Raw genomic sequence first — 12,744 nt, 5'->3', positions numbered from 1 at the left:
CTCCCTTGTTTTAGCCGCCCAACGCATCCTCGAGGAATGCCGAAAGCTGCGACAGATGCTTGGACATCAGGCCTGTTGCCGGCGAGGCGGCGGCCGGACGGCCGGTGTAGCGGACACGCTGGTACTTCGCATCGATATGGGCGAGCACCCATTCGAGGAACGGGTCGATGAACGACCATGCGCCCATGTTTTTCGGCTCTTCCTGGCACCAGACCATCTCGGCGTGGCGGAAGCGCGACAGCTCGTTGATGAGCGCCTTTGCCGGGAACGGATAGAGCTGCTCGACGCGCAGGAGATAGATGTCGTCGATGCCACGCTTTTCACGCTCTTCCAGCAGATCGTAATAAACCTTGCCGGAGCACATGACGACGCGGCGGATCTTGCTGTCCTTCTGCAGCTTGATCGGACCGTCCTTGATCACCTCGGCGTCGTCCCAGAGCAGGCGATGGAAGGCGGATTCGCCGGCCAGTTCGGCAAGCGTCGAGACCGCCCGCTTGTGGCGCAGCAGCGACTTCGGCGTCATCAGGATCAGCGGCTTGCGGAAGTCGCGCTTCAGCTGCCGGCGCAGGATGTGGAAGTAGTTCGCCGGCGTCGTGACGTTGGCGACCTGCATGTTGTCTTCCGCACAGAGCTGCAGGAAGCGTTCCAGGCGGGCCGAAGAGTGCTCCGGACCCTGGCCTTCATAGCCGTGCGGCAGTAGGCAGACGAGGCCCGACATGCGCAGCCACTTGCGTTCGCCCGACGAGATGAACTGGTCGAAGACCACCTGCGCGCCGTTGGCGAAGTCGCCGAACTGGGCTTCCCAAAGCGTCAGCGCATTCGGGCGGGCGAGCGAATAGCCATATTCGAAACCGAGGACGGCCTCTTCCGAAAGCATCGAATTGATGACTTCGTAACGGGCCTGCGTCGGCGCCAGGTTCGCGAGCGGGATGTAGCGTTCTTCGGTCTCCTGATCGTAGAGAACCGAGTGACGCTGCGAGAAGGTGCCGCGTTCGCAATCCTGTCCGGACAGACGGATCTTGTGGCCTTCGACGACGAGCGAGCCGAAAGCAAGCGCTTCCGCCATCGCCCAGTCGAGGCCTTCGCCGCTCTGGATCATGTTGGAGCGGTTTTCCATGAAGCGCTGGATCGTGCGATGGGCGTTGAAGCCCGCCGGGATCTCGGAGAGCTTGCGGCCGATCTCCTTCAGCGTCTTCATCGGCACGGCGGTCTTGCCGCGGCGCTGTTCGTCCTGATTGTCGGCCGTGCGCAGGCCGGACCATTCGCCGTCCAGCCAGTCGGCCTTGTTCGGCTTGTAGTGCTGGCCAGCCTCGAATTCCTGCTCGAGATGGGCGCGCCAGTCGGCCTTCATCTTTTCGACTTCGCCGTCCGTCAGCAGGCCTTCGCGAACCAGACGTTCCGCGTAGAGTTGCAGGACCGTCTTGTGGCCACGGATGACCTTGTACATCTTCGGCTGCGTGAAGGACGGTTCATCGCCTTCGTTATGGCCGTAGCGACGGTAGCAGAACATGTCGAGCACCACAGGCTTGTGGAACTTCATGCGGAATTCGGTCGCGATCTTGGCCGCATAGACGACGGCTTCCGGATCGTCGCCGTTGACGTGCAGGATCGGCGCCTCGATCATCTTGGCGACGTCGGACGGATAGGGCGACGAGCGCGAGAAGGCCGGGTTGGTGGTGAAGCCGATCTGGTTGTTGATGATGACGTGCATCGTGCCGGCGACACGGTGACCGCGCAGACCGGACAGGCCGAGGATTTCGGCAATGACGCCCTGGCCGGCGAAGGCGGCGTCACCGTGAATCAGCAGCGGCAGAACCTTTGCGCGTTCGGACAGCGGAATGATGTCGCCATCCCAAACCGTCGCGCTCATGTCCTGCTTGGCGCGGGCCTTGCCCATGACGACCGGATCGACGATTTCGAGATGCGAGGGGTTGGCCGTCAGCGAGACGTGCACCTTGTTGCCGTCGAATTCGCGGTCCGAGGAAGCGCCGAGATGGTACTTGACGTCGCCGGAACCTTCGACCTCGTCAGGCGCATAGGAGCCGCCCTTGAACTCGTGAAAGATGGCACGGTGCGGCTTGCCCATGACCTGGGAGAGCACGTTGAGGCGGCCGCGATGGGCCATGCCGAAGACGGCTTCCTTGAGACCGAGATGGCCGCCGCGCTTCAGGATCTGTTCCAGCGCCGGGATCAGCGATTCACCGCCGTCGAGGCCGAAGCGCTTGGTGCCCTTGAACTTGACGTCGAGGAACTGCTCGTAGCCTTCGGCTTCGATCAGCTTGGCGAGGATCGCCTTCTTGCCTTCAGCGGAGAAGGCGACGCCCTTGTCGGGCCCTTCGATGCGTTCCTGAATCCAGGCCTTCTCCTCAGGGTTGGAGATATGCATGAATTCGACGCCGAGGGTCGAGCAGTAGGTGCGCTCGAGGATCTCGATCATCTCGCGGATCGTCGCGTATTCGAGCCCGAGAACGTTGTCGATGAAGATCTTGCGGTCGTAGTCGGCTGATGTGAAGCCGTAATTCTCCGGCGACAGCTCGCGATAGTCGTCGACGGCAGCGGCGATGCCGAGCGGGTCGAGCTTGGCATGCAGGTGGCCGCGCATGCGGTAGGCGCGGATCATCATGATGGCGCGCACGGAATCGCGTGTCGCCTGCAGCACGTCGGTGGTGTCGGCGGGCTTGCCCTCGGCTGCGGCTTTCGCCTTCACCTTGGTCTCGATCACCTTCTCGACGATGCCCCAGTCGCCGTCGAGAGCCGATACCAGATCGCCGGCGGCTGCCAGAGGCCAGTTCTTCTTGCGCCAGGAAGCACCCTTGGCCGCCTTCTTCACATCGGCAGGATCGTCTTCCAGCGCCTTGAAGAAGGTGCGCCACTGGTCGTCCACCGACGCGGGATCCTCTTCGTAGCGCGCATAGAGCTGCTCGATATAGGCTGCGTTGGCGCCATCCAGAAACGAGGTGATCTGAAACTGCTCGTTGGCTTCTTGCCGTGCCATGGTGATATGCGAACGCTTCCGTCCGCCTCCTGACTTTGATGAATTTGCCGGCTTGATCGCCGGCTGCCGCATTTCCGATTGCCGCCTGTCCGCGGCGCATCTGCTGGTCTCGTGTATAAGGCCGGGCGGAAGGCGCAGATGCCGTTCCTCCGCCCGGTTATAGGTGGTTTCAGCCCTTGAGGACTTCAACCAGCGTCTTGCCGAGGCGGGCCGGAGACGGCGACACCTTGATGCCGGCCGATTCCATTGCCGCGATCTTCGATTCCGCGTCGCCCTTACCGCCGGAGACAACAGCGCCGGCATGGCCCATGGTGCGGCCCTTCGGTGCCGTGCGGCCTGCGATGAAGCCGGCCATCGGCTTCTTGCGGCCCTTCTTGGCTTCGTCCTTCAGGAACTGGGCGGCGTCTTCCTCGGCCGAGCCGCCGATTTCGCCGATCATGATGATCGACTGCGTGGCTTCGTCGGCCAGGAACATCTCGAGCACGTCGATGAATTCGGTGCCCTTGACCGGGTCGCCGCCGATGCCGACGGCCGTCGTCTGGCCAAGGCCTTCGTTGGAGGTCTGGAAGACGGCTTCATAGGTGAGCGTGCCCGAGCGGGAAACGATGCCGACCGAACCCTTGCGGAAGATCGAGCCCGGCATGATGCCGATCTTGCATTCTTCCGGCGTCATGATGCCCGGGCAGTTGGGCCCAAGCAGGCGCGACTTGGAGCGGTCGAGGCGAGCCTTGACGCGGACCATGTCCATGACGGGAATGCCTTCGGTGATGCAGGTGATGAACGGGATCTCGGCGTCGATCGCCTCGATGATCGCATCCGCTGCACCGGCCGGCGGAACGTAGATGACGGTCGCGTCGGCGCCGGTCTTTTCCTTGCCTTCGGCAACGGTCGCGAAGATCGGCAGGCTTTCGCCCTTGGCGCCGGTCCAGGTTTCGCCGCCCTTCTTCGGGTGGATGCCGCCGACCATCTGGGTGCCGTAATAAGCGAGCGCCTGTTCGGTGTGGAACGTGCCGGTCTTGCCGGTCAGACCCTGAACGAGGACCTTGGTGTCTTTATTGACGAGAATAGACATTCTTTCCGATCCTTCAATTAGCCGTTGATCGCCGCGACGATCTTCTTGGCCGCATCGTCCAAGTCGTCAGCCGCCGTGATCGCGAGACCCGACTCGTTCAGGATCTTCTTGCCGAGCTCGACATTGGTGCCTTCAAGGCGCACGACGAGCGGAACCTTCAGACCGACTTCCTTGACCGCGGCAATGACGCCCTCGGCGATGACGTCGCACTTCATGATGCCGCCGAAGATGTTGACGAGAATGCCTTCGACCTTGGGGTCTGCGGTGATGATCTTGAAGGCTGCAGCAACCTTCTCCTTGCCGGCGCCGCCGCCGACGTCGCAGAAGTTGGCCGGCTCCTTGCCGTAGAGCTTGATGATATCCATCGTCGCCATGGCAAGGCCTGCGCCGTTGACCATGCAGCCGATATTGCCGTCGAGCGCGACATAGGCGAGGTCCCACTTGGAAGCCTCGATTTCCTTGGCGTCTTCTTCGGTCTCGTCGCGCAGCGCCCGGACGTCGTCGTGACGGAAGAGCGCGTTGCCGTCGAAGGACATCTTGGCGTCGAGAACGCGCAGGTGGCCATTCTTCATGACGATCAGCGGATTGATTTCGAGAAGGGACATGTCCTTCTCGTTGAAGGCCTTGTAGAGCAGCGGGAAGAGCGACTTGGCGTCTTCTGCGGCAGCGCCTTCGAGCTTGAGGGCCGAGGAGATCTTGGCGACGTCGGCAGCCGTCACACCGGCCTCAGGATCGATGGCGATCGTCTGGATCTTCTCGGGCGTGTCGTGGGCGACGGCCTCGATGTCCATGCCGCCTTCCGTAGAGACGACGAAGGCGACCTTGCCGACCGAGCGGTCAACCAGCAGCGAGCAATAGAGTTCGCGGTCGATGTCGGCGCCGTCCTCGATGTAGAGGCGGTTGACCTGCTTGCCGGCTTCGCCGGTCTGCGCGGTCACCAGCGTGTTGCCGAGCATTTCCTTGACGTTGGCAACGACGTCCTCGATCGACTTGGCGAGGCGCACGCCGCCCTTGGCTTCGGGCGACAGCTCCTTGAACTTGCCCTTGCCGCGGCCGCCCGCATGGATCTGGCTCTTGACCACGTAAAGCGGGCCGGGAAGCGACTTGGCGGCAGCCTCGGCCTCTTCGGCCTTGAGAATAGCCACACCTTCTGCGACCGGCGCGCCATAGCCCTTCAGCAGAGCCTTGGCCTGATATTCATGAATGTTCATGGGTCTATCCCTGTTTGGATTGCTTCAGCGCCGATTACTTGAGGGCAGGCGCGATATTGATGCAGGCCTCGCAGAGACCGGCGACGGCGGCCACCGACTTGTCGAAGGCCTCCTTCTCGGTCTTGTTGAGGTCGATCTCGATGACGCGCTCGACGCCGCCGGCGCCGATGACGGTGGGAACACCGACATACATGTCCTTGACGCCGTACTGGCCAGTGAGATGGGCAGCGCAAGGCAGGACGCGCTTCTTGTCCTTGAGGTAGGATTCGGCCATTTCGATCGCCGAGGCAGCCGGCGCATAATAGGCCGAGCCGGTCTTCAGCAGGCCGACGATTTCGGCGCCGCCGTCACGGGTGCGCTGAATGATCTCTTCGAGGCGCTCCTTGGTGACCCAGCCCATGGTGACGAGATCGGTGAGCGGAATGCCGCCGACCGTCGAGTAGCGGGCGAGCGGCACCATCGTGTCGCCGTGACCGCCGAGAACGAAAGCCGTCACGTCCTGGACGGAGACGTTGAATTCCTTGGCGAGGAAGAGGCGGAAGCGCGAGGAGTCGAGAACGCCGGCCATGCCGACGACCTTGTTGGCCGGAAGGCCGGAAAACTTCTGCAGCGCCCAGACCATGGCGTCGAGCGGGTTGGTGATGCAGATCACGAAGGCGTTCGGCGCATACTTCTTGATGCCGGCGCCGACCTGCTCCATGACCTTGAGGTTGATGCCGAGAAGATCGTCGCGGCTCATGCCGGGCTTGCGCGGAACGCCGGCGGTGACGATGCAGACATCGGCGCCTTCGATTGCGGAATAGTCGCTGGCGCCGGTCAGATTGGCGTCGAAGCCTTCGACCGGAGAGGACTGTGCGATATCGAGGCCCTTGCCCTGGGGAATGCCGTCGGCAATGTCGAAGAGGACGATGTCGCCCAGCTCCTTCAGGCCGGCGAGATGCGCCAGCGTGCCACCAATCATGCCAGAACCAATGAGTGCGATCTTGTTACGCGCCATTTCGCTGTTTCCTTTGCGATCAAATTCGTCGAACGACGCTGAGGCACCGCTCAATGACGCAATCGCATAGACCCAAAGCCTAAAAATGGCAATCCATTAATTTTGATGCAGCGTTTTCAATCGTTTAGATACCAAAATTCTTACGTAAACGTAAGATATTTCGTCACCGGATTGTTACTCCGCAGCCCGTTTTTCATGGTGCAGCGCAAGATATTCTGCGCTCCGCATTTCGAACAGGCGCGATGTCGTGCGGTCGAATTCGAAGCCTTCCGTGCCCCGGCGGTTGACGAGCAGCGCCTCGGGCATCGCCGCCGCGGATATGTAAAGCCGCACCGCATGATCGTAGAACGTATCGACCAGAATGATGAAACGCTTGATCTGGTTCCGTTTCTCCGGCCCGAGCAACGGAACGTGATCGACAAAGACCGTATCGAAACGCTCGGCGATGGCGAGGAAATCGGCCGCACCGAGCGGCTTGTCGCAGAGATCGGCGAAGGAGAAGCGGGCCATGCGGTCGGCGGCGAGCGGCACGTGGATGGAGCGCCCCTTCATCGGGATATCCAACGGCTGCGCCTTGCGCCCGTGCAACGCCTGCGTCCAGGACGCTTCCATCGCCATGTCGTTATGTTCGTTGATCGGCACGAGATAGACGGGCTGGCTGTTCAGCTTTTCCATCCGGTAGTCGGTCGGCGAATCCAGCGTGACGATGTCGACATGCTGCTTGAGCAAAGCGACGAAGGGCAGGAAGAGACCGCGATTGAGACCGTCACTGTAGAGATTGTCGGGCTCGACGTTCGAGGTCGCCACCAGCACGCATCCTCGCGCAAAAAGCTCGGAGAACAGCCGCGACAGGATCATCGCATCGGCAATGTCGGTGACGGTGAACTCGTCGAAACAGAGCAGTTCCGCTTCTTCGTAAAGCGCTGCGGCGACCGGCGGCATCGGGTCGGCCTGCTTCGTCTCGCCGTTCTTGAGCTTCAGCCGGTGCGCCGCGATGCGGTTGTGCACGTCGGCCATGAATTCGTGGAAATGCGCTCGCCGCTTCTTCCTGCACGGCGCCATCGAGAAGAACATGTCCATCAGCATGGTCTTGCCGCGTCCGACGCTGCCGTGGATATAGAGACCCTTGATGCCGCCCGCGGCCTTCTTCTTGGAGGCGAACAGCCAGCCGAGCGCGCTCGATTTTGCCGCCGGCCGCTGCTGCTTCAGCCCGGCCAGCACCCGGTCCAGGCTTCTCGCCACGTCCATCTGGGCGGCATCGACCTGCAGCGCACCAGCAAGCGTCAGCGACTTGAGCTGTTCGCAGACGCTGAGCGCATAATCTGGCATTGGCTGCATGAGAGCATATCCGCCTGTCAGTCATCGGCGGCGATCCGCCGGATCGTCTACCGCGCCGGTTGATTACCGGCTGAGGCTGATCTGCTGGCCTGTGCTGGTCTGTCCCTCAAAGCGGTTGTCGGCCGTCTTGTAGATGCTGCCGATCTGGTTACCGGAACGGTCCTTGAGCAGAACCTGCTTGCCTGCAACCTCCCAGGAGCCCATCGCCGTCAGCTCGCCGACGCAGCCGCGCGTGCCGCCGCGCGAACCGCTGCCGAGATTGGTGAGCGTCAGGAACATGTCGCAGCTGCCGTTGACGCGCCAGCTCCCGACCATCGATTCCTTGGTGACATCGAGCGCATTCGCGGCGACCGCGCCCGGCTGCGCACCCGGCATCGGCGAAGCGGACGCCGGCGCGGCCGGAAACTGCGAGCTGCCGCTCGGCGGCGGAAGCTGCCCGCCCTGCACCGAAGGAACCGGCTGCGCCGTCAATGGCGTCGGCACCGAGTTTGAGTTGGAGTTGTAATTATATGCCGTCCGATCACAACCGGCTAGCGCGAGAGCCAACACCAGACCTGTCATCGCATATCGCAACTGCATCATCATACTCCTGAATTCGGCTATCGCCGCAGAGAAACGGGCGTGAGACAAGTTCGATTACCGTAATTCGCTTTGGTTAATCAAGTCGCACAGCATAAATTGCCGATGACAACACCTAATCGAAAAACGATACAGTTCAACTGTCCCGCTGCAAAACTTCCTGCACATAGAATTTGTCAGCAAGGTGTTGTGCGGTTCATCTCTGTAAGGATCCTTGCCGAACGCCCGCAATGTCCCGGAAAGATCGTGCCGCCGCCGCGACGGCTTCCGGGTCGAAGCCGTCCATCGCATTATCAGCATGCGCGCTGGTCAAACCCGGCGTTCGACCATCATCTTCTTGATCTCGGCGATCGCCTTGGCCGGGTTGAGGCCCTTCGGGCAGGTCTGCGCACAGTTCATGATCGTGTGGCAGCGGTAGAGGCGGAACGGATCCTCGAGATTGTCGAGGCGCTCGCCGGTCGCCTCGTCTCGGCTGTCGATCAGCCAGCGATAGGCCTGCAGCAGAACGGCCGGGCCGAGGTAACGGTCGCCGTTCCACCAATAGCTCGGACAGGAGGTCGAGCAGCAGGCGCAGAGGATGCATTCATAGAGGCCGTCGAGCTTCTGCCGGTCCTCATGGCTCTGCTTCCATTCCTTGGCCGGCGCCGGCGACACCGTCTTCAGCCAGGGCTCGATCGAACGATGCTGGGCGTAGAAGTTAGTGAGATCCGGAACTAGATCCTTGACGACCGGCAAGTGCGGCAGCGGGTAGATTTTCACCGCGCCCTTGATATCGTCGAGACCCTTGGTGCAGGCCAGGGTGTTCGTGCCGTCGATGTTCATCGCGCAGGAACCGCAGATGCCCTCGCGACAGGAGCGGCGCAAGGTCAGCGTCGGATCGATCTTGTTCTTGATGTAGAGCAGGCCGTCGAGCACCATCGGCCCGCAATCGTCGACATCGATGTAGAAAGTGTCGATCGACGGGTTCTGGCCGTCGTCCGGGCTCCAGCGGTAGACGCGGAACTCGCGGGTGTTCGTCGCACCCGCCGGCTTCGGCCACACCTTGCCTTCGCGCATCTGAGAGTTCTTGGGGAGAGCGAGTTCAACCATGATAGGTTCCTCTTGAAATCAGTATACGCGAGCTTTCGGCTCGATCTTGTGCGGATCGATGCCTTCCGCGATCAGCTCGGTGTGAACGGGGCGATAGTCGAGTTTCACGTCGCCCGCCTCGTTCACCCAGGCAAGCGTATGCTTGCGCCAGTTGACGTCGTCGCGGCCGGCGAATGCGCCCTCGGTATAATCCTCGCGGGCATGCGAACCGCGGCTCTCCTTGCGGGCCTCGGCGCCGTAGATGGTCGTGATGGCGTTGGCCATCAGGTTCTGCAGCTCGAGCGTTTCCACGAGGTCCGAATTCCAGACCATCGAGCGGTCGGTGACCTTGATGTCACGCATTTCCTGCCAGATCGCCGAGATGCGCCGGCAGCCGGATTCCAGCGATTCCTGCGTGCGGAACACGGCCGCGTCTTCCTGCATGGCGCGCTGCATCTTCTCGCGCAGGTCAGCCGTCGGCGTGCCGCCGCTGGCGTGGCGCAGACCATCGAAGCGGTCCATGATCTTGTCGCAGGCCGCGACGTTGAGATGCGGGATCGGCGCCGCACGGTCGATGACCTCGCCGGCGCGGATCGCGGCGGCGCGGCCGAAGACCACGAGGTCGATCAGCGAGTTGGAGCCGAGGCGGTTGGCGCCGTGCACCGAGGCACAGCCTGCCTCGCCCACCGCCATCAGGCCGGGGATGATCCGCTCCGGATTGGCGCCGTCGGCGTTCAGCACTTCGCCCCAATAATTCGTGGGAATGCCGCCCATATTGTAGTGAACGGTCGGCAGAACCGGGATCGGTTCGCGCGTGACGTCGACGCCGGCGAAGATCTTGGCGCTCTCGGAAATCCCCGGCAGGCGTTCATGCAGAACGGCCGGATCGAGATGGTCGAGATGCAGGAAGATATGGTCCTTGTTCTTGCCGACGCCGCGGCCTTCGCGGATCTCAAGCGTCATGCAGCGCGAAACGACGTCGCGCGAGGCAAGGTCCTTGGCCGAAGGTGCGTAGCGCTCCATGAAGCGTTCGCCCTCGGAGTTGACGAGGTAACCGCCTTCGCCGCGCGCGCCTTCGGTGATCAGACAGCCAGATCCGTAGATGCCGGTCGGATGGAACTGCACGAATTCCATGTCCTGCAGCGGCAGGCCCGCGCGCGCCACCATGCCGCCGCCGTCGCCGGTGCAGGTATGGGCCGAGGTCGCCGAGAAATAGGCGCGGCCGTAGCCGCCGGTCGCCAGCACTACCATCTTGGCGGCGAAGCGATGGATCGTGCCGTCATCGAGGCACCAGGCGACGACGCCGGTGCAGCGGCTGCCGTCTTCCGACATGATCAGGTCGAGCGCGAAATACTCGATGAAGAATTCGGCGTTGTGGCGCAGCGACTGGCCGTAGAGCGTGTGCAGGATGGCGTGGCCGGTGCGGTCGGCGACGGCGCAGGTGCGTTGCACCGGTGGGCCTTCGCCGTAATTCTGCATGTGGCCGCCGAACGGGCGCTGGTAGATCTTGCCTTCCTCGTTGCGCGAGAACGGTACGCCGTAATGTTCCAGCTCATAGACCGCCTTCGGCGCTTCCATGGTCAGATACTGCATGGCGTCGACGTCGCCGAGCCAGTCGGAGCCCTTGACGGTGTCGTAAAGATGCCACTGCCAGCTGTCGGGCGTCATGTTGCGCAGCGAGGCGGCGATGCCGCCCTGTGCTGCGACCGTGTGCGAGCGGGTCGGGAAAACCTTGGTGATGCAGGCTGTGCGGAAACCCTGCTCGGCCATGCCGAGCGTGGCGCGCAGACCGGCGCCGCCGGCGCCGACGACGATCACGTCATAGGAGTGATCGACATATTGGTAGGCCTTGCCATTCTGGGCGGGTGAAGTCGGTGCCATAGCGAGCTTATCCTACGAATGCGATTTTCAGAATGGCGAAGAGACAGAGGCCGGCGATCACGATCGCGAAGAACGTGTTCAGCATCAAGAGTGCGATCTTGCCGAACTCGCCATGCACGTAATCCTCGATGATGACCTGCATGCCGAGCTTCATATGGATGACGCCGGAGATCACCATCAAGCCCATGACGACGGCGACGAACGGGTTCGACAGGGCGCGAACCACATCCGCATAGGGCGCGCCGGCATAGGCGATCATGAAGATGACGAAGAAGAGGATCAGCGGAATGTTGGCGACGGCGGTCAGCCGCTGACGCCAGAAATGGCTCGTGCCTTCCTTGGCGGAGCCGAGCCCGCGAACCTTGCCGAGGGGGGTGCGCATATCCATGAGAGGACCTTCAGAAACGAATGAGGAAGCCGATCACCCAGACCAGTACGGTCAGACAGAGCGACCCGATGACGTTGGCGATGGCGAGCTTGGTCGAGACTTCCTTCTCGAAACCATAGCCGAGGTCCCACATGAGATGGCGGAAACCGCCGAGCATGTGGTGCAGCAATGCCCAGGTGTAGCCGAGCAGCACGAGCTTGCCGAGAAGGCTGCCGAGCACCCAGTTGGCCCAATCATACGACGCTTGGCCGCTTGCCGCCGCGATCAGCCACCAGGCGACGAGCAGCGTGCCGACATAGAGCGCACCGCCGGTAATGCGGTGGACGATGGACATGACCATGGTGGGAATAAGTTTGTAGACTTGCAAATGCGGCGACAGGGGCCGGTTATTTGTCACGTTCGCCATCAGAACCTCGCGGCGGCTTCTCTGCGCTTCCGGATTTCGGAGCATGCTCAGTCAACCACACGAATGACAAAATTCTCTGTGTGCGTTGCATCAATTGCGACGTTTACTCACCGGAAAGCCCGACGACAAGCACAATCGCTGTCTGCTTTTAATTTAATCGATTCGGGTTACCGGGAAGGTGCGGGCTACCGAAACTGGGCTTTCGCGGTCAATATTCAAGCCGCTCCTCCCGGATGAATGGACAAGCCGCGGCTTTTGGCGCAATCTGGCGTTAACGATTTGTTAACGGTTGGATTTCCGGAGTTCGGCGCCCATGTTCCGCAGTCTGTCCGCAGTCACCCTGCTTGCGCTTGCCGCGCTGACCGCAATGCCGGCCACAGCAGGCGAACGCCGCCATGACTATCGCTTTGCCGGCCATCGCCATACGCTTCACAACGGATTGTTTCTCGGCGAACGGGCGAGCTGGCGCGATCGCGGCATCCGTTTCGGCCATGTTTACGGCCATCGGCCCGGCAGGAACAGGATGCCGACACTGGCGCGTTTCTCGTCGGGAACGACACATCGCACGGCTCGCAGTCTCGTCATTTTCGCACCGCAAGCGCCGGGTTGGGATGGCGGCGGCACCTATTCCGGCTCCACCTATGTTTATCAGGTCGATGGCGGAACCTATGTCGGCGGCAATGGCTACGGCTTCTATCCGGGGGCGCGGCCGGAGTCGCTGATGCCGAAGGCGAAGATCATCGACGTCGCCGTGCAGGACGATCCCTGCAGCTACGAGGCCAATGTCTGCGTCATCCGCCCGTGAAATC

The 12,744-nt window shown here is 62.0% G+C and carries 11 protein-coding genes; 1 reads left to right on the top strand and 10 read right to left on the bottom strand.

Annotated features, from left to right (window positions below):
* Positions 1-10 precede the first annotated feature (10 nt).
* The 10 genes from ATY76_RS26230 to sdhC all read right to left on the bottom strand — a co-directional run bounded on the left by ATY76_RS26230 (position 11) and on the right by sdhC (position 11,935).
* Entirely contained in the window at positions 11-2,995 is a 2,985-nt protein-coding gene (locus ATY76_RS26230; RefSeq protein WP_088677715.1) for a 2-oxoglutarate dehydrogenase E1 component, read from the bottom strand.
* Between the two features lie 169 nt (positions 2,996-3,164).
* Entirely contained in the window at positions 3,165-4,067 is a 903-nt protein-coding gene (gene sucD / locus ATY76_RS26225) for a succinate--CoA ligase subunit alpha (RefSeq protein WP_088677574.1), read from the bottom strand.
* 17 nt (positions 4,068-4,084) lie between these two features.
* Positions 4,085-5,278 carry an ADP-forming succinate--CoA ligase subunit beta gene (sucC, locus tag ATY76_RS26220; protein WP_088677573.1) on the bottom strand — a complete coding sequence of 398 codons (1,194 nt, stop codon included), beginning with the start codon at positions 5,276-5,278 and terminating at the stop codon, positions 4,085-4,087.
* A gap of 34 nt (positions 5,279-5,312) precedes the next feature.
* The gene (mdh, locus tag ATY76_RS26215) at positions 5,313-6,275 is read right to left on the bottom strand and encodes a malate dehydrogenase (protein WP_004679265.1); all 963 of its coding nucleotides are present in this window, start codon (positions 6,273-6,275) and stop codon (positions 5,313-5,315) included.
* A 174-nt stretch (positions 6,276-6,449) separates the two neighbouring features.
* Positions 6,450-7,613, bottom strand: a complete 1,164-nt coding sequence (zapE, locus tag ATY76_RS26210; RefSeq protein ID WP_088677572.1) for a cell division protein ZapE — start codon at positions 7,611-7,613, stop codon at positions 6,450-6,452.
* Positions 7,614-7,676: 63 nt separating this feature from the next.
* Complete coding sequence (locus ATY76_RS26205) at positions 7,677-8,192, bottom strand: protease inhibitor Inh/omp19 family protein (RefSeq protein ID WP_088677714.1); 516 nt, start codon at positions 8,190-8,192, stop codon at positions 7,677-7,679.
* Positions 8,193-8,501: 309 nt separating this feature from the next.
* A complete protein-coding gene (locus tag ATY76_RS26200) occupies positions 8,502-9,281 on the bottom strand; it encodes a succinate dehydrogenase iron-sulfur subunit (RefSeq protein ID WP_088677571.1) in 780 nt (259 codons plus the stop codon).
* Between the two features lie 18 nt (positions 9,282-9,299).
* Positions 9,300-11,141 (bottom strand): succinate dehydrogenase flavoprotein subunit, encoded by a 1,842-nt coding sequence (sdhA, locus tag ATY76_RS26195; RefSeq protein WP_088677570.1) that lies wholly within the window; start codon positions 11,139-11,141, stop codon positions 9,300-9,302.
* 7 nt (positions 11,142-11,148) lie between these two features.
* Positions 11,149-11,529, bottom strand: a complete 381-nt coding sequence (gene sdhD, locus ATY76_RS26190; protein ID WP_010028649.1) for a succinate dehydrogenase, hydrophobic membrane anchor protein — start codon at positions 11,527-11,529, stop codon at positions 11,149-11,151.
* A 10-nt stretch (positions 11,530-11,539) separates the two neighbouring features.
* Positions 11,540-11,935: a succinate dehydrogenase, cytochrome b556 subunit gene (sdhC, locus tag ATY76_RS26185; RefSeq protein WP_088677713.1), complete on the bottom strand. Its 396-nt coding sequence runs from the start codon at positions 11,933-11,935 to the stop codon at positions 11,540-11,542.
* Between the two features lie 313 nt (positions 11,936-12,248).
* Between sdhC and ATY76_RS26180 the strand changes: the two genes are divergently transcribed.
* Positions 12,249-12,740, top strand: a complete 492-nt coding sequence (locus tag ATY76_RS26180; protein ID WP_088677569.1) for a hypothetical protein — start codon at positions 12,249-12,251, stop codon at positions 12,738-12,740.
* Positions 12,741-12,744: the final 4 nt, after the last annotated feature.

Origin of the sequence: Rhizobium sp. R339, assembly GCF_002211395.1 — a bacterium.
Classification (GTDB): domain Bacteria; phylum Pseudomonadota; class Alphaproteobacteria; order Rhizobiales; family Rhizobiaceae; genus Rhizobium.
This window is presented reverse-complemented; position numbering and strand designations above follow the sequence as displayed.

Coding starts and splice junctions, on each gene's coding strand:
- ATY76_RS26230 (WP_088677715.1), bottom strand. CDS start 2,995: ATGGCACGGCAAGAAGCCAACGAGCAGTTTCAGATCACCTCGTTTCTG.
- sucD (WP_088677574.1), bottom strand. CDS start 4,067: ATGTCTATTCTCGTCAATAAAGACACCAAGGTCCTCGTTCAGGGTCTG.
- sucC (WP_088677573.1), bottom strand. CDS start 5,278: ATGAACATTCATGAATATCAGGCCAAGGCTCTGCTGAAGGGCTATGGC.
- mdh (WP_004679265.1), bottom strand. CDS start 6,275: ATGGCGCGTAACAAGATCGCACTCATTGGTTCTGGCATGATTGGTGGC.
- zapE (WP_088677572.1), bottom strand. CDS start 7,613: ATGCAGCCAATGCCAGATTATGCGCTCAGCGTCTGCGAACAGCTCAAG.
- ATY76_RS26205 (WP_088677714.1), bottom strand. CDS start 8,192: ATGCAGTTGCGATATGCGATGACAGGTCTGGTGTTGGCTCTCGCGCTA.
- ATY76_RS26200 (WP_088677571.1), bottom strand. CDS start 9,281: ATGGTTGAACTCGCTCTCCCCAAGAACTCTCAGATGCGCGAAGGCAAG.
- sdhA (WP_088677570.1), bottom strand. CDS start 11,141: ATGGCACCGACTTCACCCGCCCAGAATGGCAAGGCCTACCAATATGTC.
- sdhD (WP_010028649.1), bottom strand. CDS start 11,529: ATGGATATGCGCACCCCCCTCGGCAAGGTTCGCGGGCTCGGCTCCGCC.
- sdhC (WP_088677713.1), bottom strand. CDS start 11,935: ATGGCGAACGTGACAAATAACCGGCCCCTGTCGCCGCATTTGCAAGTC.
- ATY76_RS26180 (WP_088677569.1), top strand. CDS start 12,249: ATGTTCCGCAGTCTGTCCGCAGTCACCCTGCTTGCGCTTGCCGCGCTG.